Annotated in this window: 21 protein-coding genes; 10 read left to right on the forward strand and 11 right to left on the reverse strand. The window is 60.3% G+C overall.

Annotation, left to right across the window (positions count from 1 at the left end; translation table 11 throughout):
* The first annotated feature begins 28 nt into the window (after nucleotides 1-28).
* A complete protein-coding gene (locus PLJ71_01080; protein HQM47244.1) occupies nucleotides 29-1,606 on the forward strand; it encodes a DUF5010 domain-containing protein in 1,578 nt (525 codons plus the stop codon).
* Between the two features lie 46 nt (nucleotides 1,607-1,652).
* Here the strand turns inward: PLJ71_01080 and PLJ71_01085 are convergent, their stop codons facing one another.
* The gene (locus tag PLJ71_01085) at nucleotides 1,653-2,564 is read right to left on the reverse strand and encodes a radical SAM protein (GenBank protein HQM47245.1); all 912 of its coding nucleotides are present in this window, start codon (nucleotides 2,562-2,564) and stop codon (nucleotides 1,653-1,655) included.
* Nucleotides 2,565-2,580: 16 nt separating this feature from the next.
* On the reverse strand, nucleotides 2,581-3,192 hold the full coding sequence (gene udk / locus PLJ71_01090; protein ID HQM47246.1) for a uridine kinase: 612 nt from the start codon (nucleotides 3,190-3,192) through the stop codon (nucleotides 2,581-2,583).
* 178 nt (nucleotides 3,193-3,370) lie between these two features.
* Here udk and PLJ71_01095 point away from each other — a divergent pair, with 178 nt between their 5' ends.
* Both PLJ71_01095 and PLJ71_01100 read left to right on the forward strand, forming a co-directional pair.
* Nucleotides 3,371-6,160: a carboxypeptidase regulatory-like domain-containing protein gene (locus tag PLJ71_01095; GenBank protein HQM47247.1), complete on the forward strand. Its 2,790-nt coding sequence runs from the start codon at nucleotides 3,371-3,373 to the stop codon at nucleotides 6,158-6,160.
* Nucleotides 6,153-8,804 (forward strand): hypothetical protein, encoded by a 2,652-nt coding sequence (locus tag PLJ71_01100; GenBank protein HQM47248.1) that lies wholly within the window; start codon nucleotides 6,153-6,155, stop codon nucleotides 8,802-8,804. Before PLJ71_01095 ends, PLJ71_01100 begins: the two co-directional genes overlap by 8 nt.
* Here the strand turns inward: PLJ71_01100 and PLJ71_01105 are convergent.
* From PLJ71_01105 to PLJ71_01115, 3 genes are all read right to left on the reverse strand, one after another.
* The gene (locus tag PLJ71_01105) at nucleotides 8,783-10,336 is read right to left on the reverse strand and encodes a lipase maturation factor family protein (protein HQM47249.1); all 1,554 of its coding nucleotides are present in this window, start codon (nucleotides 10,334-10,336) and stop codon (nucleotides 8,783-8,785) included. The two genes, PLJ71_01100 and PLJ71_01105, sit on opposite strands and share 22 nt — an antisense overlap.
* Nucleotides 10,337-10,837: 501 nt before the next feature.
* The gene (locus PLJ71_01110) at nucleotides 10,838-11,761 is read right to left on the reverse strand and encodes an aminoglycoside phosphotransferase family protein (protein ID HQM47250.1); all 924 of its coding nucleotides are present in this window, start codon (nucleotides 11,759-11,761) and stop codon (nucleotides 10,838-10,840) included.
* 91 nt (nucleotides 11,762-11,852) lie between these two features.
* Entirely contained in the window at nucleotides 11,853-12,647 is a 795-nt protein-coding gene (locus PLJ71_01115; protein HQM47251.1) for an enoyl-ACP reductase, read from the reverse strand.
* Between the two features lie 321 nt (nucleotides 12,648-12,968).
* On the opposite strand from PLJ71_01115, the gene PLJ71_01120 reads away from it, so the two are divergent.
* From PLJ71_01120 to PLJ71_01150, 7 genes are all read left to right on the forward strand, one after another.
* A complete protein-coding gene (locus PLJ71_01120) occupies nucleotides 12,969-13,280 on the forward strand; it encodes a hypothetical protein (protein ID HQM47252.1) in 312 nt (103 codons plus the stop codon).
* Nucleotides 13,281-13,309: 29 nt separating this feature from the next.
* Nucleotides 13,310-13,504 carry a hypothetical protein gene (locus PLJ71_01125; protein HQM47253.1) on the forward strand — a complete coding sequence of 65 codons (195 nt, stop codon included), beginning with the start codon at nucleotides 13,310-13,312 and terminating at the stop codon, nucleotides 13,502-13,504.
* Between the two features lie 119 nt (nucleotides 13,505-13,623).
* Nucleotides 13,624-14,568, forward strand: a complete 945-nt coding sequence (locus PLJ71_01130) for a TlpA disulfide reductase family protein (GenBank protein ID HQM47254.1) — start codon at nucleotides 13,624-13,626, stop codon at nucleotides 14,566-14,568.
* 421 nt (nucleotides 14,569-14,989) lie between these two features.
* Nucleotides 14,990-15,313, forward strand: coding sequence for a cupin domain-containing protein (locus PLJ71_01135; GenBank protein HQM47255.1), 324 nt, complete (start codon nucleotides 14,990-14,992; stop codon nucleotides 15,311-15,313).
* Entirely contained in the window at nucleotides 15,297-15,671 is a 375-nt protein-coding gene (locus tag PLJ71_01140; GenBank protein ID HQM47256.1) for a cyclophilin-like fold protein, read from the forward strand. The genes PLJ71_01135 and PLJ71_01140 overlap by 17 nt, the downstream gene beginning before the upstream one ends.
* A gap of 168 nt (nucleotides 15,672-15,839) precedes the next feature.
* Nucleotides 15,840-16,877, forward strand: a complete 1,038-nt coding sequence (locus PLJ71_01145) for a GntG family PLP-dependent aldolase (protein ID HQM47257.1) — start codon at nucleotides 15,840-15,842, stop codon at nucleotides 16,875-16,877.
* Between the two features lie 149 nt (nucleotides 16,878-17,026).
* Entirely contained in the window at nucleotides 17,027-20,098 is a 3,072-nt protein-coding gene (locus PLJ71_01150; GenBank protein HQM47258.1) for a sulfatase-like hydrolase/transferase, read from the forward strand.
* A gap of 21 nt (nucleotides 20,099-20,119) precedes the next feature.
* Here PLJ71_01150 and phoU read toward each other — a convergent pair whose 3' ends face one another.
* The 6 genes from phoU to PLJ71_01180 are packed head-to-tail and all read right to left on the reverse strand — an operon-like array spanning nucleotide 20,120 to nucleotide 24,868.
* The gene (phoU, locus tag PLJ71_01155) at nucleotides 20,120-20,803 is read right to left on the reverse strand and encodes a phosphate signaling complex protein PhoU (GenBank protein HQM47259.1); all 684 of its coding nucleotides are present in this window, start codon (nucleotides 20,801-20,803) and stop codon (nucleotides 20,120-20,122) included.
* Between the two features lie 30 nt (nucleotides 20,804-20,833).
* Nucleotides 20,834-21,589 (reverse strand): phosphate ABC transporter ATP-binding protein PstB, encoded by a 756-nt coding sequence (pstB, locus tag PLJ71_01160; GenBank protein ID HQM47260.1) that lies wholly within the window; start codon nucleotides 21,587-21,589, stop codon nucleotides 20,834-20,836.
* A gap of 9 nt (nucleotides 21,590-21,598) precedes the next feature.
* Complete coding sequence (locus tag PLJ71_01165; GenBank protein HQM47261.1) at nucleotides 21,599-22,369, reverse strand: phosphate ABC transporter ATP-binding protein; 771 nt, start codon at nucleotides 22,367-22,369, stop codon at nucleotides 21,599-21,601.
* Nucleotides 22,366-23,205, reverse strand: a complete 840-nt coding sequence (gene pstA, locus PLJ71_01170; GenBank protein HQM47262.1) for a phosphate ABC transporter permease PstA — start codon at nucleotides 23,203-23,205, stop codon at nucleotides 22,366-22,368. Before pstA ends, PLJ71_01165 begins: the two co-directional genes overlap by 4 nt.
* Entirely contained in the window at nucleotides 23,205-24,065 is an 861-nt protein-coding gene (pstC, locus tag PLJ71_01175) for a phosphate ABC transporter permease subunit PstC (protein ID HQM47263.1), read from the reverse strand. The genes pstA and pstC overlap by 1 nt, the downstream gene beginning before the upstream one ends.
* Entirely contained in the window at nucleotides 24,062-24,868 is an 807-nt protein-coding gene (locus PLJ71_01180; protein ID HQM47264.1) for a phosphate ABC transporter substrate-binding protein, read from the reverse strand. The genes pstC and PLJ71_01180 overlap by 4 nt, the downstream gene beginning before the upstream one ends.
* Between the last annotated feature and the right edge of the window lie 231 nt (nucleotides 24,869-25,099).

Here is a 25,099-nt window from a genome sequence, read left to right on the forward strand (position 1 = left end):
GCCAGCGACACAAGGAGTGATCGACACGATGCATCCCATGCGCACCGTCTTCCTCTTCGTGACGCTCGGTGCGGCAATTGCCGTTGCGGCCCAGGGCCAATTTCCCCCGTTGCCTGACAAAGCTCCGGGACCGCATGTTGGCCTCGATGCGCCGGTTCACGCCGGCTCGGCTTCGTTTACATTCGGAGCGCCCGTTGTCGGGACCTCGTATTTTTACTGGTACGACATCGAATCGGGCGCGCACATCATCGATGGCGATGGTTCGGACGCGTTGACCACTCACCCGTCGGACATGACGGACCTGAGCTACCGGCACGCATCCTGGCACCGCACCCAGATGGAAGACATGATCGATGCCGGCATCGATTTTCTGATGCCGGTCTTCTGGGGCGTTCCGGGCCAGTATGAAGGGTGGAGTTTCGCGGGGCTCGGCCCGCTGGTCGAGGCTCATCGCGCGTTGGAGACCGAAGGTAAGAGGCCGCCCTTCATCGGGATGTTTTTTGACACCAGTATTCTGAGCCACAACGCCTACGGCAGTTCGGGCGAGCCGTACCATGCCGATCTCGCCACCGATTTCGGCAGGCGGTGGTTTTACACCGCCATTCGCGACTTTTTCAGCTTGATACCTCCCGAAATGTGGGCGCGGGTGGACGGGAAGCCGATTATCTTTCTCTACGCGGGCTCCTTCGCCAAGGCTCAGACACCCGAGGAGTTTCAGGACGTGCGCGCCTGGTTCCGGCAGGATTTCGGCTGTAACCCTTTTATTGTCAAGATGCGCGACTGGCAAGGCGAGGCGGATGCCCAGTATCAATGGGGCGGGGCCATTGAACTCATGCTCGATGAGCACGTGGCGGGATTGGGGCCGGGCTACGATCACAGCGCCGTTGCGGGTCGAGACCCCCGGGTCGTGGACCGCGAATTCGGCTGGCGGTACGCCAATCACTGGCTGCGTCTGCTTCGGATGTCGGTCGAATCGCGGCCTTGGATGGTTCACGTGGAGACCTGGAACGAATGGCACGAAGGCACCGATGTCGCCGCATCGCGGGAGTACGGACGGCTGTACATCATGCTCACCAAGGTCTTTTCGGACATGTGGCGCGCAAAGCAGCTTCTGAAGCCCGTGGGCCCGTTCGTCGAGGCCGGATCGGTGGCTTGGGAGCAGGGCGTCGCCAATGGCATATCTATTCGGCTCAGCGACGGGGACGGGGTATGGCGCGAGAATGAGGCCGGCGGGCGGAAAGCAGTTGTTTCACAGGAGAACCCGGAGACGCCCAACTCCCGCTACCTTTACTTTGACGTCGATGACGGTTTTTCCCTAACCCTGAACGGCGGAGCGGCTCTCGTCGAGGTCACGTATTGGGACACGGGGTGCGAAGCCTTTGCCCTCGAGTACGACAGTACCGACCCCGAGAGCGGGCCTGTGAGCGGGTCGTTCAGGGACGGCGGCTCGAAGACACTCGGGCAAACAGGCGTGTGGCAGACGGCAGTGTTCGAGATCGACAAGTGCCGGTTCGGCAACCGCAGCAATGGCGGCGATTTTCGTCTCGCCGTTCGGGGCGGAGCGCAGGAACTGGCCGTGTGCAAGGTGACCGTGCTTCGGAAATGACCGCGTAACCGGCGCGGCCGAATCCTGAATGTCGGGAAGAGTGGATTCACCGCGCGAAGCGATGCAAGCCGGCTTTCCTCGCTATTTCGACCGCATTTTCATATTCCACGCTTGTGATGCGGCGCGTCAGGGGGGGCATATCGTTCGCATGGTGGCAGGGATGATACTGGGCCATCACATTGACGTAGGTGTTGGGAGAGAGGTCTCTTGCAAGAAACTCCATTATGGCCTGTGTTCCTGCCAGGTTTTCCGGGAGCACGAGATGCCTGACAAGCAAGCCCCGGTACGCGACGCCGCGGGAATCCATCGTCAAATCGCCCACCTGTCGGTGCATCTCGCGCACGGCCGCCCGATTGATGCTCGGATATTCGCTGATTCCTGACAGGCGCTCCGCCGTGGCTGCGTCCGCGTATTTCATATCGGGCATGTAGATGTCGAAAACGCCGTCAAGCAGTTTCAGGGTCGGGACGCTGTCGTAGCCGCCCGAGTTGTACACGAGCGGCAATCGGAGGCCTTGTTCTGCCGCGATAGGAAGCGCTTCGAGGATCTGCGGTACGACATGCGACGGCGAAACCAAATTGATGTTGTGGCATCGCAGAGCCTGAAGGTCGAGCATGAGCCGTGCGAGGTCATTCGCCCCGAGATCGCGGCCCATCCCGTAGGCGCTGAGTTCGGCGTTCTGGCAGAAAAGACACTTCAGATTGCACCACGAGAAGAAAATCGTGCCCGAACCATATGTCCCCACAAGGGGGGATTCTTCCCCGAAATGCGCGTTTGCGCTGCACACACGGGCCTTTGCGCCGGTATTGCACCGGCCGGTCTCTCCGGCAGTCCGGTTGACATGGCACGCATGCGGGCAAACGGCGCAATTCCTCAACAGCGCGCGGGCGGCCTTGACGCGTCTCGCGAGCTCGCCCTTCTCGTGCAAGGCCATGTAGCCGGGCCTATATGGTTCCATGCATGATGCTCTCCGTCTATCCGCTTGTCCGCCTCTTGCCCAGGAAGGCAACCACGCGCCTCACCGACTGTTGGACGGGGTCATCGCCCTGCACGACCAAGTCAGCAAAGGCTTTTGTTGGAAAGACGTACCGTTCGGCCATCGGTTGGACAAAACGTTCGAACTGCTCGCGAATCTGCGGCTCGCTGCGGCCACGTTCCACCCGGTCCCGAACGATGCGCCGGCGCAAGCAGTCCTCGGAAGATAGATCAACGTAGACGCCCACAGTGGCAAGGCTGCGGATACCCTCGAACCACAACGCGAAGATCCCTTCAACAATCAGGATAGGCCGGGATTCGAGCGAAACGACCTCTCGCGTCCGGGCGTGGGTGGCAAAGTCGTAGCTAGGCCGTTTGATAGCCGTTCCCGCAACTATGCGGGCAAGATGGGCCGCCAGCAGGGACCAGTCGATCGCGTCGGGCGCGTCGAAGTTGCATTTCACGCGCTCTTCCATAGGCAAATGCGAATGATCCCGGTAATATGTGTCGATGGGAAGCATCGATACCCTGTCCGGGCCCCAATGAGCCTCCAGGGCACGCACCAGGGTGGACTTCCCAGAACAGGAAGGTCCCCCGAGGGCTATGATCATGGCGGGGCCGCGCATTGATCGGATCCGGGGGTTGGCGTCATGTTCATCCATACCGCAGGACAGTATATACCGGCGCTCATCCCATTGTTCCATCGATAAAGAAGTTCTGCGGAAAATCATAACGGGATTGCGTTAGACTGTAGCTGGTGGTAGAAGAATCACGTGGGGGGCGGCTGGCATGAAAGCCAAACGGATTGTACCGCGACCGTGGATGGCGGGTTGCATTCTTGGCGTGGCGGTCATCTGCGCCGCGGCCGCAAGCGTTGCGGAATCTCTGGCGCTCACGTGTCTCGACCAGACCACGCGAGCGCCTGTGGCGGGCGCGAAGGTGGCGGCTACCGTCGACACCACGCTGACGTATTATGTGACCGATGAGCGGGGCATGTGCGAGATCCCTCTGCCTGAAGGCGGGCCCCGCTCGCTGGTGGCGTTGACGTTGAACGCGGATGCCCATGTGCCCGTTGTTGTGGAATGGCGGGTGGGGTCGCGGCCCATTCCTGACAAGCACACCGTCTTACTCGAACCCGGCGCCGTGATTGGGGGCACCATCCTCAATGCCCGGGAAGAGCCCATCCCCAACGCGCTCGTGCACATTACCGTGCCCATGGCCGAAAGTGCCGGCAATCAGGTGCTCATACGCGACCACACCGAGCGCGCCGGCCCCGACGGCAAATGGACGTGCGGGATCGTGCCTTCCGAGTTGACTGCGGTCCAACTGCAGGTCGAAGTTCTAGAGCTGTCTTTGCAGCAGGTCTTCCGGTACGGCCAGGGGGGACGCGCGCTCGAACCTTTGCGGGACCTCAGCGACCGCCTGGTGCTCGAAGAGCGCGGTATCGTTTACGGCGGCGTGGTAGACCCCGACGGCAAACCGGTTGGCGGCGCCACTGTTGCGGTCTGGCTGACCGACGCGTTGTGGCGCTCCGCGCGCCTGGCCACTACCGACGCGTGGGGGCGCTTCCGAGTAACCGGATGCCCGCCCGGAAACAGCACGATTCTCGTGCGCGCGCCGGGGTGGGCGCCGCTCCTGGAACATGCCGCAGTGGCCATGCAACAACCGTCGCGGACGTTCGTCACCCAGCCTGGAACGCCGTTACGAATCCGGGTGGTAGACGCGGCAGGCGAGCCGTTGCCGGGGGCGTGGGTCACCGTCGATTCGTGGCGCGGTCTCGAAGGACTCCTGGACTGGCAGGCCTTTGCCAACGGGTCCGGCGAAGTCCTCTGGGAAGACGCGCCGAACGAGGGAATCAGCCTTGTGGTGGAAGCGGCGGGCGCCCAACCCAGCACCCTCACGATCCCTCATGTGAAGGATGAAACCTATACGATCCGAATCGGCTCCGCCGTCCGGGTTCGCGGTCAGGTACTCGAGGAAGGCAGTGGCGCGCCCATCGCGGCATTCGAGGCCACCCCCGGAATCCGATATCCGAAGGCGGAGACGGTTCTGTGGTTATCTTCGCGGCGCATCCAATGCGTCGGCGGCGCGTTCAGCTTTACGTTGCCACGGGACGACACGAACGCCAACTTCGTGAAGATCACGGCGCCCGGGCATGCTCCGTGGATATCGGCGGAGATTCCCTCCGAGCGCGACGAATTCGAACTCACGGCCGAGCTTGAGCCGGCCGCGCCCTTGAATGGGCGCGTTGTTGACGCAGGGGGCAAGCCCGTTCAGGGCGCTTTCGTGCACCTCTGCACTCCTTCCGACGGGCTCTACCTGCGTAACGGGCGTGTGGCAAGCGAATTCCTCGGCTTCTACGCGGAAACGGGCGCGGACGGCGAATTCGAGCTTTCCCCTGAACTTCCGCCTTTCTGTATCGCCGCAGTCTGCGGCAATGGCGCCGCCCTTCTTTCCAATGAGGACTGGGCAGCCGGTAGAGATGTCACGATAATGCCCTGGTCTTCCCTTCGCGGCCAAGTTCAGTACGGGGAGGAGGTCCTGCATAATCGCGCATTCAGAATGGCGCTCTGCTTCAAAAAAACGGGCGTTCCAATGCCATTCTTCGAATATCAGGGCAAGACCGATGACCACGGCAACTTCGAACTTGACGGTGTTCCGTGCGTGGAATGCCAGGCGGTATTCGAGGTTGCCATGCCCGACGGTTCAGCGTTTCAATGGCCTACCGAGACGCTTATCCTGCAGGCGGAAACGCCCGCTGACGTGAGTATAGGCGGTACCGGCCAGGCCGTCAGGGGGACCGTGCCACTACCCGAAGAGACCATCGCTACACCGCCCCAGATCATTATGTGCACCATTCAACAACGCACGTCGTGTGCGGGGCAGGAAGGGCCGGTATTCCAGGCGCGCACGCCCGTATCGGCAGATGGCACGTTCTGTTTTCCCGATGTTCCGCCCGGCAGCTACGTGGCCTCCGTAGCCATGCCAAAGGCCTCTTCCGAGGAGGAGGGAGAGACTGCCTTCGACCAGCTGAGGCTTGCTTTCGAGGTCCCTGTACGACAAGAAGGGGGCGCTGCCGAGCCGGTGGATCTAGGCGAAATGGTCCCGCCGGCGAAAGCCGCTCTCACTATCGGAGAGCCGGTGCCCGATATCGATGCCCATCTGCTCGATGGCGCCCCCGTATCTCTGAAGCAGTACGAAGGGAGGTTCCTGCTCGTCGATGTGTGGGCGACGTGGTGCGGCCCTTGCCAGGGCGAGACTCCGTATCTCAAGAAGGTCTTCGAGGAATTCGGGGGAGACCCGCGCTTCGCCATGCTGGGCATCAGCCTCGATGCGGAGAAGGAGCGGCTCACGGACTATCTGGAGCGCGAAAATATCCGCTGGCCGCAGGTTTTCGCCAGTGAAGCGCCCGGGTTGGACCTCTCGCTGACGTGGGGAATCGATGCAATTCCTGCTATCTTGTTGATTGGACCCGACGGGACGTTGGTGGCCCAACATCTTCGCGGCGATGCTATCGGGATCGCTGTGCGCCAGGTGTTGAGTTCTTCCGAAGACACAGAGGAACGAAGCGATGAATAAGCGAAACATCGGAATTACAATCCTCATGATGACCATGGCGTTTGGCACAGGGGCCGAGATTCTCAGTCTGAACGGCAACTGGCGGATTCAATCCTCAGTCAAGGCCGGCCAGGATGCCGCCACGATAGCTTCCCCGGGGCTCGATGTAGGAAATTGGTATCCCGCCAATGTTCCCACGACGGTCCTTGCGGCTCTCGTAGCTGATGGCGTCTACCCGGACCCCTACTACGGTCTGAACCTGAAGTCGATACCGGGATACCAGGAGGGACGCTGGCTCCGCATGCCCGACGACAGTCCTTTCAGGCCCCATTGGTGGTACCGTACCGAGTTTGACGTGCCCGAGGCCGAAGCCAGCCGGCATTATACCCTTCACTTCGACGGCATTAATTACCAGGCCAATGTGTGGTTGAACGGAACCCAGATCGCCGGCCAGGACGCGGTCAAAGGCATGTTTCGCCGGTTCGAGTTCAATGTCGACGGCGTTATCAAACGCGGCGGCGTGAACTGCCTGGCCGTCGAGATCATCCCCCCGGGACTTCTGCCGGACCAGCAATACCGCACGAAGCAGGTTCAGGCCACCACGGGATGGGACGACCACAATCCCCAGCCACCGGACCTGAATATGGGCATCTGGGAGGACGTCTATCTCACCGTGAGCGGCCCCGCCCGCATCAAACATCCTTACGTGGACACCGATCTTGACGTGCCCGCACTCGACCGTGCGCGATTGTCTGTTTCCGCCCAAGTCGTGAACACGTGCGGCGCACCGGTTTCGGCGACAATCCGCGGCGCCATCGAGTCCCGGACCTTCTCACGCACGATTCGGCTTGAAAAAGAGGAAACTGCGGACGTGTTGTTCTCGCCCGTCGAATTCCAGGAACTCGTCGTCGAGAATCCCCGCGTGTGGTGGCCGAATCCGCTTGGCCCCCAAGAGATGTATCAACTGACGCTCACCCTTGAGGTCGACGGCCAGATCTCCGACGAAACCGCAGTGTCGTTCGGCATACGCGAAGCCACGACCTATATCGATGAAGAGGGGTGGCGCGGATACATGATCAATGGACGGCGCGTACTGATTCGCGGCGGCGCCTGGATGACCTGCGACATGCTCCTGCGCTTCGACAACCGCCGTTACGAGGCCCTGGTCAGGTACGCCAAAGAAGCCAACCTCAATATGCTGCGTTCTGAAGGCTTCTCGATTCGCGAAACGGACGAGTTCTACACCATGTGCGACCGGTACGGCGTCATGGTCACCCAACAGCTCTTCGGCAGAAGCATCCCCGATGAACAACTCGCCGTCGATTGCGTCCGCGACACCATCCTCCGCATTCGCAATCACCCGAGCCTGGTGCACTTTCTGGGCCACGATGAGACGTTCCCGACGCGCAACCTCGACGAAGCGTACCGCGGCATCATCGACAGGTATACTCCCGGCCGAACGTACCAGCCGCACTCCGGCGCATTCGACATCGAGGACCGGTTCCAGACCGGCGGCACACGGACCGGCACCCGCGAGCTGTGGACCTACGCCGGGCCCGAGCACTATTACCGCGGCAAAGAAGACGGTGCGTGGGGGTTTGCGCAGTCCGGAGGCATCGGCGGCGTCATCGCCCCCTACGAGAGCGTCAACCGCATGATTCCCGCCGATCAGCAATGGCCCTTGTGGACCGAGGCACTCTCGTTTCACACCGTTATTCAGAGCGGCGAATACTTTGACGCAGCCGTCACGGCCATGGAAAAACGTTATGGTAAACCCGGCGGCATTCAGGAATTCTGCCGCATCGGGCAGGTCATGAACTACGAGAGCGCCCGCGGCATGTATGAAGCCTATGCGCGCAACAAGTACAGCGCGAAGGGCATCACCACCTGGAAATACGACGCCGCATGGCCAGCCGTGATGACGTGGCAGTACGTGGACTGGTACCTCATCCCCTCCGGCGCCTACTACGGCGCCAAGAAGGCCTGCGAGGAGCTGCACGTCCAGTATTCCTATGATGACGATTCGGTGTGCGTCGTAAACAGCCTGTACAAGGATTTCCGGGGCCTGAAGGTGACGGCGCGCGTGCTCAATCTCGACATGACCGTCAAATTGGAGCGCGAAGCGGTCGTTGATGTGATAACCGACGGCAAAACAGAGGCGTTCACCATCGCGTGGCCGGAAGGTCTGAGCAAAACCCATTTCGTGTATCTGGAACTGCGGGATGATTCGGGCCGGATGGTCACCGACAACCTGTATTGGCTGTCGACCGTGCCCGAAACCCCCAGCAAACTCAGTCACGGCGAACATGAACGTTTCTCCATGAGCCGGGATTCGTGGGCCGATATGACCGGACTGCGCAAACTTCCGCGCGTGGCGCTGGAAACCAAGGCAAGCAGCAGCACGAAAGACGGGGAGCGAGTCATCGATGTAGCTCTGCGCAATCCCTCGAAAGCGCTCGCGTTCGCAATCCGGCTCTCCGTGCACAAGGGCCCCGGCGGCGAGGAAGCGGCGCCGTGCTACTGGGACGAGAACCTCGTCAGCATGCTTCCGGGCACGGAGCGCACCGTGAAGGCGGTGCTCAACGAGAGTGAACTCGGAGGCAGCGCGCCAATCGTCAGGCTCGAAGGCTGGAACGTCCCTGTTCAGGAACTCGACGCCGGATGAGGAATCAGCACCGAGGCTGGCGCGCATTCCGCCATCTCGAAATACACCGGCCGCGACATCTGCGGCGCGTACAGGCCCACGGCCTCGCGGTGCCACCACCTGCCTTCCCGGAAGGCTGTCTCGGCGTTGTTGAACGTGTAGACGTAGCGGACGGCGCGAATGTGCCGCGGCGGCGCCAGCGGGAACGGGTTATCGCCCAGCAGGGTGAGGACTTCCGGAGACCCCTCGAGCAGCCGCGACATGAGCGCCACAATCCAGGGATTCGCCGACACCTCTGTCATGGCGGCGAGACGCATGCGCGTATCCAGCCGCGAAAGCCCCGGCTGTAACCACAGAGGCGCTTTCTGCAGGTCGCCGGTCTTGGCGCGGAACTCGTACGGTTTCCATGTCTGCCCGTCCATGCTGCCCTCGATAATGATCTCGGGCCGCTGCTCGGGCGCCAGGGCGAAGGTCTCGTAGGTGTTGATAATATGGAACGGCTCAAAGAGCGCCACAACCGTATCCGCGCGTTCGGGCCAGCCGTCCGGTGAGACCAGCGGGGTTACCAGCTGAATCGCCGACAGAATCAGGATGGGTACCGCCGCCATGCCCACGGCGAAACTGCGCAGAGGCGAGGTTCTCGAAGCGGGCACGTCGCCTTTCCGGCGGATCCACTGGGCCGCCCCCCGCACAAGCCCCCTCCAGAACGCGTCGTCGAGGAGGGTGATGCAAACCGCTATCGTGAGAAGTCCCGTCATCAGGTATAAGCCAATCGCCATAAGCGCTACCTGCTGGAGTATCAGCGCGGCGCACGCCCCTACACGGATCCGCCGGGGCATGAACAGCAGAAACGGCGCCAGAAGCTGGCTTGCGAGCAGCACCGCACCCAGGCCGATGCGAAACGCCGCTGGCGTACCGTTGGCGTACCAGCCCAGCAGCGTCGGCACGGGCTGGCTCACGAAAGGCACCTCGAACGCTGTCACGCCCTCGAGGAGCACGTAATGCAGCCGCACCATTCCCGCTATGAAGACCAGCCGGAACAACAGCAGCCGGTAGAGCCATAGCACCGGTCTTGAGGGCGGGTCGTTCCGGGCGAACCCGGGATACAGCCCCCGCGGCGCCAAGAAGAGCGCCAGGAATCCGACTTCGAGAAGCAACGCGTCCCACTGGAACTCCAACAACTCCTCGCCCACGGTGAAAAGGGACAGGTGCACAATCCAAAGGAAGGGAACCAGCACGATGGGTGAAACGCCCAGAAACAGCAGGCACGAACCTGCCACCCCGGCGCCGCACAGCACGTACAGGAACGCGTCGCTGCTGTTCAGCCAGAAGAGAGTCGGAAACGCCAGATACCGTTCCGCGCCCAACGATAAGCGCGCCAGTTCCAGATTCTCTTGAGCCGGCGAGATCCCGTTTTCACCAAGCAACCCCGGAATCTGCCACAACAGCGACAGAAAAGTCACAAGATACAGCGCAGCGATACAACGCAGAAACACCCAGCGCGTCACCAGAAAACTCTGTGTGGAACGCCGGGGAATCTCTGTCTTCTTCACTTCGGAATGGTCAGTATTTGGCAAATGTGTCAGCATCGTCTTTCACATCTCGGAGTACAGGACGCTGTTCCGGCTCTTTTGTTCATGCGGAAACGGGTGTGTTTTCCGGGGCGCGCTCGTACTCATGCGCTTAAGGATAAGAAAAAGAAAACGCGCCCTGGATGCCTATGACGGCCCCAAGCCGTGGTTGCAGGAATAGCCTCTCGTTGTGCGCGGAAATCAATTATACGATTCGGATGACTCGACTCTGTGAGCACCCGGGATAAATCACCTTCTCTCCTTTAGATAATACACATTACGCTGGAATAGTTCCAGGAGACCGCAAGCGCCTGACGCGGGCATCTCGCCGGCGCTTCTGGAATGAGACCTCTTCGGCCTCAGGAAAGGCTCTGTCAACAGCACGCCAGAGCAGGAGATGGTATCAAGCTCTGTTCCGGGTCCTCAGCCCTCTTTGCGTTTCCCCATTCTGTTCGCGGATGCAGTCGGGCATTCGCGCCGGGCTCAGTCGCTCTTCTGGATACGGCGAATGATTTGCATCACTTGGCGCTTATAGTCCATTGCCCCATACGCATCGTGGCTGCGCCCATGGCGAATGACGATGTATTTCTGCATTTCGTAAAGCAGATAGAAGAAATTACGCACGCGCGCCTCGGCGGAATCGTCCCGCGGGCTGCCGTAACCCTCCCAGAAGGCCGGTTTCGAAATTCCACAGTAATCGAGCACCGCGAACTCGATTTCGGGGTCGCCCCAGAGCGCGCGGTCCCAATCGAGCACGCCGGTGAGCCGGTTCCCGCCTTCCACGAGGATGTTTTGCGCCCACACGTCCATATGAAGCAGAGAGGGCCCGACGGGACGGTCGAACAGCTTCACATACTTGTCCAACGTCCGGAGCATTAACGCGCGCTCTTCGTCGTCGTAATACCCCACCGACACCACGTCGTCCACCAGCTTGCGCCACATGATCAAGAAGGCATCCACCCACGAGGACTGAGGTTCCATCGGATGATGTTCGCCCACATAGCCGTAGGCCTCGCGCTTCTGAGCATGGGTCTCCGCCAAGGCCTCGCCGACCTGGCGCAACACGGCATCTTCGTCCACATGCACCAGTTCGGTCATCGCGATCCCGGGCAGACGCTGCATGATAAGGAAGTCGCGCGGGATGATGTCGTGACTGTCATCAAAAGCGTAGATACGCGCCACTGGCACCGTCGTGTTCTCCAGAAGCAGCCGGTGAATGTAGGGCTCCTGGCGCATCATCTCTCTCTCATAGAAACAGAAAACGGCATTGCGCGGCGGGGCGACACGAAGCACGTATTCCTGGCCATTCGCCAGAATGTAGTAGGAATCGTTGAATATACCCGTCGGGATAGGAGCCAGCGAGATAGCGTCGGCCTCCACATCCAAGTGGGTGGCGACGCAGTTCATGAGCTCCCTCGTCTTAGGGCGGTTTGGTGTCAAGAACGATTCCTTCTCATACCTTTACGGGGTTGCCTACGTGCCGTCCACGCTGCGCTGCCTATTCCTTCTCCGCGAGACCCATCCCGATAATATTACACCCTCCGTCCACGTGCAGCACTTCTCCCGTGATTGCCGACGACCAATCGGACACGAGATACAGGGCTGCATGGCCCACCTCCGCTACATCCACGTTGCGGCGGAGCGGCGACACCTTTTCCACATATCTGCCGATCGCGCGCGCTCCAGCGATGGCCGATGCCGAAAGGGTGCGGACGGGACCCGCGCTGACACAATTCACCCGGATGCCCTGGGGACCCAAATCGCTCGCCAGATACCGCGCCGATGCCTCGAGCGCGGCTTTTGCAACGCCCATCACATTATAGTTCGGGACGACCTTCTCCGACCCAAAATAGGTCATGGTCACGATGCTTCCGCCGGCTGTCATCAGGGGGGCGGCCTCGCGCGCTACGGCAACCAGCGAGTAGGCCGAGATATCCATGGCCAGGGCAAAACTGGCCCGCGACGTTCCCACAAAATCGCGTTGCAGGTCCTCGCGGTCCGCGTACGCGAGCGAATGCACCACAAAATCCAGCCGCTCGGTGTGGTTGCGTACGTTGCGGAAAAAATCCGTGATGTCCTCGTCTTTCGAGACGTCGCAGGGATAAGCCGGCGCATCAGGCAGGTGCTCGCTCAGGAGTCTCTTGACGCGTTTCTCCAACGGTTCCCCGAGGTAGTTGAAGATGAGCCGGGCTCCAGCGCCCGCGCAGGCCGTCGCGCAGGCCCACGCGATCGAGCGCTCATTCGCAACGCCTAGAATTACCCCTGTCTTTCCTTGTAACAATCCCTCCGGCATGGCAATCTCCTCGAAAAGGTGCCTCCCAAATCCCTCGCGAACGAATTCCCATTGCGTGAGAATTCCCCCCACCCCCGAAAGAGCCTACCAGATTTCTCCCCATTATTGGAATCTCGATTGGCGCCTTCCAAATCCGTTCCCCCAAAAGCACGGTTGCCAGCCAGCAGTTACTCACGCTTTTCCGCCGCCGCAACGCGGTCAAGAGTCGTATCAACGCGATTGCGCGGCTACGGGGCTGCTTCACGCGGGAACCTTTTGGTCTTCCCAGTGTTTATTCTTTCGTGGCGGGCATGCAAAGCACCGGCAAACGGGAGAATCAGGATGCGCTCATACATTTCCCCCAGGCTATTCCGTCTGCTTCTTCTCGGCGGCCTGCTCCTGGCGGCGTCCTCGGGACGCCCCGCCGAGAATATGCGCGTGACGGATGACATCCCCTATACCGATCCGGGCGGCGCCCAGCCCGACCTCCTTGCTCTAGACATCTACGCGCCCCAATCGGGCGCGGGATATCCCGTCGAGGTCTATCCCGCGGAAAACAAGAACCACTTGACCCTCAACCGCGAACTGGGGTTTCCGGGCGATCCGCCCACCAAAGAAGTTCTGGCCTTCTTTGCTGCGCTCCTCGCGAAATAGTGCTATCCTGTTTAAGGAGGTGGTTGAGCATGGGGTGGGGAATTGTGGCACCGGGCGCCGTGCTGGCCGGGTTGGCGGCACTGCTGATTTACCTTACCTGGCTGCTGTTTTCCCGCGCGGCGCCTCGGATAAGCAAGAGCGGCGTCTTCACACTCTGGATATTCGTGCTGATGCTGACGACTCTCGTCCTGACCACCCTTATCGTTTTCCTGAAGTTCGCTTGAACACGCCTGCGCTTATGAGACGCGTCCGGCCGGTCTGACCCATTCAATCCTTCCCATTCGTCCGACTTGCACACGTGGGGGCCGCACGTCTACAGTGTGCCGAAAACAAGGAGGCATTCGTGCGCAAACCCTGCTCCTGTCTGGTCTTTGCCTTCGCTCTCTGCGCGGCTGTGCCCGCGGCCGCGCTTGCCGTGGGTGACGCCGTGCCGCCGCTCCGCTTGGGCGAGTGGGTGAAGCCCGGTCCCGTGGACCTGCTCGACTTCAGCGGCAGCACTCCAAAAACCTTCTTCTTGATAGAGTTTTGGGCTACCTGGTGCCAGCCCTGCCGCATGATGATGCCCCATATCAACGAACTGCAACGCCAATATGCCGGGGCGGGACTCGTGGTCATCGGGGTCAGCAACGAGGACCCGGAGACCGTGCGCGCATTCGTGGCATCCACGGGAGCGGACATGAGCTACGCCGTGGCCGTCGACAGCAGGAACCGCGACGTCTACAACGCTTACATGCGGCCCGTTGGCTCGCCAGGCCTGCCCCACGCATTTCTCATCGACCGCGAGGGCATGCTCGCCTGGCACGGCGTGCCCGCGGCCCGGGAACTGGATCCCCTCATCGAACGCATCGCCGGGAAACAGTACACCCTGAAGTCCGAGCAGCTTGCTCAACGCGCTGAGCGCCTTATCCCGCGCTATTTCGCCACCGTAAAACGCGGGGACGAGGCCGAAGCCGCGACGCTCGGCCAACGCATCCTCGAATGGGGCACAGCCCGCCCGGACATGTTGCGCGGCTTCGCATGGCGCATCCTGACGGAACCCGGCCTCGAAACGCGCGACGCCGAAACCGCTTTACGCGCTGCTACAGCCGCCGTACAAGCCGCGCCAGAGGACTTCAGGGCCCTTGAGACCCTCGCGCATGCGTTAGCCGAATCAGGCAAGTCAACCGACGCCGTTGAAACCCAGAAGAAAGCCATCGCCGCGTGCCCTGACGAGGTCCTGAGGAAAAGCATGCAGGATTCTCTTGAAGAGTTCCTGGCGCTTGAACCCAAAAACCCTACCCAACAGTAATGTGTCAAGATACTTAAACCCCATGCTAAGAACCATTTGCGTACGTGGTGCAAGCATGGAGGTGAGGAAGGGGCGGTTTGACTCGTGATTTTATTGATATCTGCAGGGGCCAACGGGCGCATTATCCAGAAACAGCGGGGTTCTGTCTTGACCACATTTTACCGTCACTTCGTATAGATGCCGCAGTTTCCAGTCTCATGTCGGAACCTACCCGCGAAAAGGCTCAATAAGGACACGATAATTACCCGATTTACACACTTTTTTCAGGAGCAGGATTTCAAAAACGAAGAAATCGTGAATATCTCTTGATATATTTCGTCAGATATCATACAATGGAGATGGCGATGCCGTATTAACCCGCACCGTCGGGTAGGAAAAACTCGAAAAACACGCTTCAGTGCGAACGGGAAAGGATTTGCTTATGGGAGAAACCGCTCGAGATATCTATTGTGAAGCTGTCAACGAGACCCATGTTGATTCCAATTGGTACCGGCGCGGCTTCACCTGCGAGAGACGTTGCGACCGCCCCGGCCAGACATGGTCGGATTATGCTCATGACGTTGATGAGCTCGTGATGCTTGTTGAAGGCGAAATCGAAGTTGAAATGAAGGGAAAGATTCACAAGCTTAGACCCGGACAAGAACTTCTGGTTCCCGCCTCTGTGCCTCACACCATCCGGAACGTTGGCTCTACGCACGCCGTGTGGTTGAAAGGCATGGCGATGGACCATGCGTATACGGATTAGTTGGCCCAACGGCGCCCTCACGGGGCTTTTGAACGACTCGGCCACCGCCCGCCAGCTGGCTGAAGTATTGCCGGTTTCTTCCTCCGCCAATACGTGGGGCGACGAAGTCTATTTCAGCGTGCCCGTCGAAACCGAACTCGATGCGCATCCCAAACAGGTGGTCGCTCCGGGAACCATTTGCTTCTGGGTGCAGGGTTCATCGGTCGCCATTCCCTACGGGCCCACGCCTGTCTCGGTCGGGAACGAATGCCGCCTCGTAACCGCCGTCAACGTCATCGGAAAACTCGACGGCGATCCCAAGACGTTATTTTCCGTCCAAGACGGGGATACCATTGTTCTCGAAGCCGAAAACGGCTAACCCTGTTTCTGTACTGGGACGTGCTCCCAGTGCCCCCTCCTCTGCGCGTTCAGCCAGAGGCCTTCTCCTCACGCGCTATTTGGTGGTCCAATTCCTCATGCGTATACTAGTGCCCTGCTACCCAAAAACCAGAAACCTTGGCCAGTCCATAGCGAGAGGTGAATATCCGTGAAGGACGCCTTAGTTGATCTGCGCAGCGACACGGTCACGCGGCCCACGCCGAGCATGCGTCAAGCCATGGCCGAAGCCGAAGTCGGCGACGATGTGCTGGGTGAAGACCCAACCGTCAATGCCCTTCAGAGAAGGGTCGCTGCGATGGTGGGCAAGCAAGCCGCCCTGTTTGTGCCCACGGGGACCATGGCGAATCTGCTGGCCGCCGTTTCCCAGACGCGGCCCGGCGACACCATCGTATTGGACGAGACCGCCCACCCGTTCAACTTCGAATCGGGCGGCCTCGCCATGGTCGCCGGCTTGATGACGAAGACCGTTCGCGGAGATTGCGGCATTCTGTCTCCCGAACAGGTTGAAGAGGCCCTCGTGCTTCATAAAGACCACCATTACTCGATAACGTCGCTGGTGTCAGTCGAGAATACCACCAACCGCGGCGGCGGCGCGGTATACCCGCCCGCCACCGTCGCGGCTATCGGCGATGTGGTGCACCGGCACGCCCTGCGTCTTCATTGCGACGGCGCGCGCATTTTCAACGCCTGTGCGGCCAGCGGCGCCGGGGTGAAGGAGTATGCCCGCCATTGCGATACCCTCTCGTTCTGCTTCTCAAAAGGGTTGGGGGCGCCCGTAGGGTCTATTCTCACCGGTGACGCCGAAACCATCGACCGGGCGCATCGCTATCGCAAAATGCTGGGAGGAGGCATGCGCCAGGCAGGGGTGCTTGCCGCCGCGGCCAATTACGCCCTGGACCACCACATCGAGCGCCTGCGCGATGACCACCACCGCGCGAGACGGTTCCGCGAAGCTCTCGAGGGCCTGCCGGGCATTGCATTCCCCCTGCCGTCGCCCACCAACATCGTGTTTCTCGATGTGATCAATGCGGAGCGCTTCGTTTCCGCCCTCAAACAGCACGGCGTACTCGCGGGCGTCGCCGGACCCACACGCATCCGGGTTGTGTTTCATCTCGATGTCGACGACGAAGGGCTCGAGACAGCCATAACGTGTTTTCGCGAAACCGCCTGCCGCAGTCAAGAATGAATCCGGCCATTCTCCCTACCCGCGCGCTTGCCAGGCTTTTGGGCTGCTCGAGCCTTTCTTGCCCCCCAGTTCCCGCGCATGATAGAGTTGCCGCGTTTTAGGCCCTGTTACAGTGTGTGACACGTACATTTTTACCAGGTGTATAGCAGATGAAGAAAGCTCTCGGAGTTCTGATCAAACTTGTCTTCACGGTGTTGCTGTTTGTCCTGTTGTTCCGGCCTCAGACATTCGGCTTGTCTGAAGACACATTCGGCGGTGTAACGCCCGCGAAAATGTGGGAGGAGCTCCGCGGAACCAATCTCAGCATTCTCGTGCCCTGGTTGGCATTTGCCGCGTTGATCAGGTTGGCGGGAATGACGGCGGGGATGCTGCGGTGGCGTCTTCTCCTGAAAGGGCAAGGGCTGACCATTCCCTTCGGCTATCTCGTACAGAGCTGGTTTGTAGGGCGATTCTTTGGCATCTTTCTGCCAAGTACGATCGGACTGGACGGCTATCGCTTCTACGACTCTTCGCTCTACACGGGCCAACCCGTGAAATGCGCGACCGTGATTGCCGTCGAAAAACTTATCGGTTTCGTCGCGCTCACGTTTCTTGTGTTTCTGACGTTCCCGCTCGGATTCCGGCTCCTCAACATCAATGTGGTCATTTTCGCGGGTATTTTGGTCGTGCTTGCGGTATTCGTCGCCGTGGCCTTTTTGCTTCTGCTGAATCCGCGCGTGATTCAAATCCTCGTGGCGGTCGTTCCGACGCCGGCCAAGATCTCGAACATGCTCAACAAGCTGGGCTTGGCCGCAACGGCCTACAGCGGAAACCGCATGCTGCTCCTGAAGGCCACGTTCCTCGGGCTGTTGGTCCACCTGGGCACCTGCTTCATGTTCTTTGGCACCATGATGGCCATACGCGCCGAGAATACCAGCCTGTGGGACATCCTGTTCGCGAGCCCGGTTATGATCTACGGCACGGTGCTGGGCCCGTCGATCGGCGGCGAGGGCATTCGCGAAATCGTGTTTGTCAGTCTGCTGAGCGGCACTGCCGGGGCTGCCGCCGCCGCACTTTTCGCCCACCTCGGGTGGTGGGTCGGCGATGTGGTGCCGTTCCTCATCGGGATGCCCATCCTCATACTCCGCTCGCGCAAACCCAAGGATGAAATGGCCTCGGAACTCGCCCGGATGCGCAGCAAAGCCGCCGAATCCCAAGTCCTGATGCATCTCACTCCTGACGAAGTAGCCGGCTACCGCCGCAACATCATCAACTGCCTCCTGGCGGGCGCTCTGGCCGGCCTCATCGGCGGCGCCATTATCGGTCTGGCCGAAGCGGCATGGGTGGTGAGCCATCACGCAGGCTATACGGAATGGTCCGCGTACTGGTGGGGGCCCGCGGTATATGGCGCGCTTTTCCTATGGGTGGGCTTGGGAATCGCCGCCGGGCTTACCTTCCTGTATCTGCTTGCCAAGCGGTTTCTGTCCGCCAAGTTTGATTTTGCGCTGACCCTTGGGCTGGTGCTGGCCATGGCCTTCCTTGCCATCGGCCGTTTCTGTTACCGGCGCGATGTCCTCGGCGAAAAACCTCTTACCATGGGCCAGAACCTCAACGTGCTCATTATTGCCCTCGGGCTTCTGGCGGGAGCTGCGGTGCTGGCTCTCCTCGTAACCTGGCCGTTTCGGTTCAAACGCGGCGCGGCGTCGGGAGCCGGCGCTGGCGTCTTCGCGGCTCTCGTAATTCTGGGCGTGGCACTATCCTTCGGGGCCCCCGGCCGTGCCGCGCCCGAATTCGCTCCGCCCCAGAAAGCAGCCGGTCCCAACATTATCCTGATGGTCGCCGATGCGCTTCGGGCCGACTATCTGCCGGACTATTCCGAGTCTGCGCCCATCGAAACCCCTGCGCTCAGCCGGTTCGCCGGCGATAGCGTCCTGTTCACGGGGTGTTTTTCGCAAGCTTCGTGGACCAAACCCTCGTTCGCGACCATCTTTTCGGGCCGTTATCCGGAGTCCCATACTGCTACCGGCAAGAACTCGAGCCTCCCGGACGAAATCACCACTTTCGCGGAGGTGTTCTCTCAGCACGGCTACTATACAAAAGGCTTCTCGAACAACCCCAACATCATGGGGTCATTCAATTTCGGACAGGGGTTCACTGATTACACCGACCTCAAACCCGACCTGTACTTCTTCGCCGAATCCTCCGCGTCGAAGCTCACGGGCTACGACGGCCTCCGGAAAATATGGAGTGTGGTTGCCAAGCGGTTGGGGGGCAAGATGAACGTTACCCGCTTCTATCAGCCCGCCGAGGTCGTCTCGCGCGAAGCCCTTGCCTGGCTCGACGGGACCGAACGCCCCGCCGGCGCCCCCTTCCTGCTGTTCATGCACTACATGGACCCGCATGACCCGTTCATGAACCACGACAATCCCGGCGAAGGCTACGCGCGTGTCCAAAGTGGCGATCCTGACCCCGGGAAGTTTCTCGAGCCCATGCGGCACGCGTACTACACCGAAATCGAGTACATGGATGCGCACATCGGCGCGTTCCTTGACGGACTGCGCGAACGCGGGCTCTACGACACCAGCGTCATCCTGTTTACTGCCGACCACGGCGAGGAATTCTATGACCACGAGGGGTGGTGGCATGGCCAGACGCTCTACGATGAAGTGATACGCGTGCCCTTGATGCTGCATCTTCCGGGGGGCGAGCTGGCGGGTCAGAGCAACGCGGATTTCGCGCGCCACATCGATATTGCACCAACCATGATGGGGCTTGTCGGCCTGCCAAAACCCGAGGAAATGCCCGGGATGGCCCTGCTCGAAGGCGGCGTGTTCAAGAATGACGCCACCGGGCATGTCTACGCCGAGAACGACTTCGAGGGCATCGTCCTTCAGGCCGTACGCACCCGCGATGAGAAACTTATCTTCGCCAACGAAGGAAACCCGCGCGGCCTCGCGCCCGTCGAGCACTACAATCTGGCCACGGACCCTCGAGAAACCACGAATCTCGGCGACAGCGTGCCGGATCGGGTCCATGAACTGGCCTCTTTGCTCGAAGGGATGGTGGCGTTCATCCGGGAAGGCGCCGCCGAACCCGCTATCGTAGACGGCGTTTCCCAGGACGTCGCGGACCAGCTCAGAGCGCTCGGATACGGCGGCAACGACGCCAAGACGTCACCCAAGAGCGAAACCAGCCAGGATGCCAGCGGCCAGAGCGTCCCGGACCCTGACAGCGCACCCTGACCCGCTTGTCTCACATCGTGGTCACTCCCGGGCGGTCCCGCGCCTGAATTCTTCCGCCCGGTGCCGTACTATCCTGCCCTCCAAGAGGTAGATGACGTCCTCGGCGATATTGGAGGCATGGTCGGCGATCCGCTCAATGTTATGGGAGATGCCAAGCAGGTTGATGTAGCTGTCAACCCGGTCTGGCTCCTGTTGAATCGCTTTCTCGACCTGGCCGTACATATGCTCGTTTATTGCATCCACCTCATCATCAGCGAGGATGACTTCGTAAGCGAGCGAGGCATCGAGGTTCACCAGCGCGTCAAGGCTCTTGTGCAGCATGTCCTGGGCTTTCTGAGCCATGTCAGGGAAGTCGATGTGAATATCCATCCACTCCTTGTTCACGAGCAGGAGCACACGCTCGGAGATATTCACAGTGGCGTCCCCAATGCGCTCGAGTTCTGCGTTAATCTTCAAGACGGCAATGATATGCCTGAGATCATGAGCTACCGGCTGGTAGAGCGCCAGGATCTTCTGGCATTCCTCCTCGATGTCGACTTCGCACAAGTCGATTTCGCTGTCGGCGCTTATGACGGACTTGGCCAGCTCTGAGTCGCGTTCCCGTAAGGCCGTGGTGGCCATCTGCACGGCGCTTTCCACCATCGTGCTCAAGTTCAAAATCCGCTTCTTGAGCTTCTCGATCTCGTTGTGGAGGTGTTTGGACATGGCGCGCTCCAAAGGGGCCCCCGGCCCCGGTTATCCATAGTGACCGGATACGTAGTCTTCGGTACGTTTGTCCCTCGGATTCTCGAAAATATTGATGGTTGGCCCAAACTCTATCAGTTCGCCCAACAGCATAAAGGCCGACTCCGACGAAACCCGGCTGGCTTGTTGCATGTTGTGTGTCACGATTACGATGGCGTATTGCTCGGCCAGGTGTTGCATCAGCTCTTCGATATGCCCCGTAGCGATCGGGTCGAGCGCCGAACAGGGCTCGTCCATGAGCAAGACCTCCGGCTCAAGCGCAACCACCCTGGAGATACAGAGCCGTTGCTGTTGCTCTGGCGAAAGCGCAAGCGCAGGACCATTCAGCCGGTCTTTTACCGCGTCCCAAAGCCACGTGGCCCTGAGGCTCCTTTCAACGGCCTCGTTCAGCTCGCCCCGCCGAATCCCGCCGTGGACGCGAAGGCCGTATGCCACATTGTCGGCGACGGACAAGGGAAATGGATTGGGGCGCTGGAAAACCATCCCGACGCGCCGCCGAAGATGTGTGAGATCGATCGCTGGACCGTGGATATCCATTCCGTCGAGAAGGATCTGGCCGCTAATCCGGACACCTTTGATCAGCTCGTTCATCCGGTTGAAGCAGCGCAGCAATGTGGATTTACCGCATCCCGAAGGGCCGATGATCGCCGTGATCATCTGGGGCTTGATCTGGATATCAACATTCTTAAGGGCGTGAAAAATGCCGTAGTGCAGGTTCAACGCCTGAGTCTGTATCTTGAACTCCATTGCGGTTTCCTAGCCGAATTGCCCGATCAGATAGTCGTTGGTCCGTTGATCGCGGGGCGCGGTAAACAGCTGGTCTGTGGCGCCCACCTCGATGAGGTCGCCCATCAGGAAAAATGCCGTGCGGTCGGAGGCCCGGGCAGCCTGTTTCGTATTGTTGGTAACGAGGACGATGGAGTGGCTTGCCTTGAGTTCCGCCAGCGCATCCTCGATCTTCGCGGTGGAGATGGGGTCCAGGCCGGAGCACGGTTCATCCAGGATGAGTACCTCCGGATTGAGCGCCAGGACCCGGGCAAGACACAGGCGCTGTTGTTGGCCGCCCGATAGATTGTGCGCGTGCTCGTGGAGCCGGTCCTTGACTTCGTCCCACAAGAAGGCCGCGCGCAAAGCGGCTTCCACGCGTTCATTCAAGGCGCTCCTCGAACGGATTCCAGCCAGTCTTGGACCATACACCAGGTTGTCGTAGATGGACCAGGGTAGCGGGACCGGCACCGCATAGACCATTCCGACCCGGCGGCGCAGATCCGCGACATCAACTTCCGGGCTGTAAATGTCTTTCCCATCAAGGAGGATTTGGCCCGTGTGCGAGAATCCGTGCTGGAGGTCATTGAGACGGTTAAGACATCGCAGGAAGGTCGTTTTCCCGCTGCTCGCGGGCCCAATGATCGCCAAGCGCTCGTTGGGCAGAACATCCAGGTTGAGATGCCGAAACGCGCGCGTCCCGCCGAAGCTCACGGAGAGGTCCCGCACCTGCATTTTCGGGTTCGGCTCGCCGCTCGTCATCGTCCCGCCCTCCGCACGAACTGGCGCATCAGCCAGTAAGCCAGGGCATTGAGCGCCAGAATCGAAATAATCAATACCGACGCCGTGGCGTAGGCGTTCTCCATCGACAGGCCTTCACGGGACAAGATATAGAAATGCAGGGCAAGGGTGCGGGACGAGTCGAATAACGAGTTGGGCATATGCAGCGCGGACCCGGCGGTAAGCATTACGGCTGCGGTTTCACTGATGCTCCGGCCGAGCGACAGGACGACGCCGGTGCAAATGCCGGGCAAAGCGAGGGGCAATACAACCTTGGTGGCCATCTGCCAGCGGGTGCTGCCCAGACCATAACTGACCTCGCGGTAGGCGTGCGGAACCGCGCGAATTGCTTCTTCCGTCGTCCGGATAATGGTCGGCAAGACCATCAGGGCCAGCGTCAAAGCGCCGGAGAGCACGCTGAGTCCCATCCCCAGGGTGATGGTGAAGAAAACGAATCCAAACAATCCGAAGATAATAGATGGTATGCCCGCCAGACAATCGGCCCCGAACCGAATAACCGCGGTCAACCGGCTTTCTCGGGTGTACTCGGTCAGGTAGAGGGCCGTGGCTACGCCGATTGGCGCAGCGATCGCGACCGCCAGGCCGGCCACCATAATCGTCCCGACAATCATCGGAAACACGCCGCCTTTGCGGCCCATGCTCTGAGGGGATTCGGTCAGGAATGTCCAAGTGATTTGCGGCAGCCCATGCACCAGAACAAAAGTGATGATGAACAGCAGCACCCCGATGGTAACTAGAGCCAAGGCCCACATTGCGGCAACCGCGATGCGCTGACCGGCGGCAGGAGACAATCTCATCATCGGGACCCGCCCTTCTTGGCGCTGCTTCGGGCAATGGCGAGGGCTATCGTGTTGAGCATCATAATGATGGCAAATAACGTCACGCCCGTAGCGAACAGCGCCTCCCGGTGTTCTCCCGACGCATAACCCATTTCGAGCGCGATGTTGCTGGTCAACGTCCGCACCGGATCGAGGAGTCCGTGGGGCACCTCCAACGCGTTTCCGGCGACCATGATCACGGCCATGGTCTCTCCAACTGCGCGCCCCATCCCCAGTATCACGGCGGCCATGATGCCCGAACGTGCGGCTTTAAGCATGACCATGCGAGTGGTCTGCCACTGCGTGGCGCCGAGGGCGATCGAGCCTTCCCAGTAGGACCGCGGCACCGCCTGGAGCGCGTCTATCGAGATGCTCGTTACCGTAGGCAGGACCATGATGCCAAGGACTATCGAGGCGGCCAGAACCGAAAGCCCGGGGCCGCCAAGATACGTGCGAATGAGCGGCACAATCGTGACCACGCCCATGAATCCGTAAACGACGGAAGGAATTCCCGCAAGCAATTCCACCACGGGTTTCAGCACCGACGCCAACCCCGCCGGACAGAACTGCGTCAGCACTATCGCAAGGCCCAGCCCGAAAACGGACCCGATAGTCATCGCGCCAGCCGTTACAGCCAGCGAGCCGGCTATCATTGAACAGATGCCAAATGCTCCATTCTTGGGGTCCCAGTCAGAGGACAGGAAGAACTCCCGCACGCCCGATCTCAGAATGATTGGCAGGCCTTCTTTGAAAATAAACACGGTTATCAGGGCCAGTCCCGAGATTGCCGACAACGCCACAATCATAAGAGCGGCGGCTATGAGTTTGTCCTGTTTCATTGGGCGTGCACCAGCCCCTCGGTCTCGAGAATCTTCTGACTCTCTGGGGAAAGAACGTAGTCAAAGAAGCGCTGGGCTTCCGGTCTGAGAGTGCCCTTGGTGACAAACAGGAACGGACGGGCCAGCTTGTAGGACCCCGCGAGCACGTTTGCAGAAGAAGGCTGGATGCCATCCACCAGGACCGTTTTCAGTTCGTGTCCAACCAGGCCCAGGGACATGTATCCGATGGCCGCCGGATCTCCCTTGACCAACTCCTTTACCGCGCCGTTCGATTCTTGTGTCAGAGCTCTGCGCGAGATACGCTCCTTACCCATGACCAGATGCACAAAACTTTCACGCGTGCCGGAACCTTCTTCCCGGGTGATGGGCCGCACAGGCCCGTCATGGCCCCCAACCTCGCTCCAGCTCTGGATCTCTCCGCTGAAAAGCCCGCGGATCTGGGCGGAGGTCAGCTCGGATACGGGGTTGCCGGGGTTGACGACGATGGCCAGGCCGTCCCGGGCAATGACCGTGCCTGTAAACTGTTGTTCTTCCTCCGGAGTGAGCAGCCTCGAACACATGCCGATATCGGCCAGGCTGTTAGACACCGCCTGCAACCCCGCGGTGGACCCGCCCCCCTGCACATCGACGTTCTTGTTTGGGTTCTTTGCGGTATATTCCTCGGCGAGCAGTTCCGCAAACGGCTGAATTGATGTAGACCCCACGACGCTGACCGCGCCGGTCTGCCCATCTTTGCAGCCGGGCGTGAGCGCAACGAGTGCTGCCGCCACATAGAGGCAAAGTGCTCTCGCTTTCGGATGCATTCTGCGGTCCCCAGGAACTCTACTGAAGGTGCTTTATTCTCATTCCGCAGACAAAGTGTACTACAGATCGCCAGTGCTTTTGTAGCCTCCAGGACCCAGACACGTGCCGTCCCTCATGGGCCCCGTAAACCACTCCCCGCGAAGCATCAGTCCGGCTGCGCCAACACCGTGAAAGTCATGGGACTTACAGGTCTTATGAGTCCATTGGCCGCATCAGGGAAGTGAGAACCC

This window comes from Candidatus Hydrogenedentota bacterium, from assembly GCA_035416745.1.
GTDB lineage: Bacteria > Hydrogenedentota > Hydrogenedentia > Hydrogenedentales > SLHB01 > UBA2224.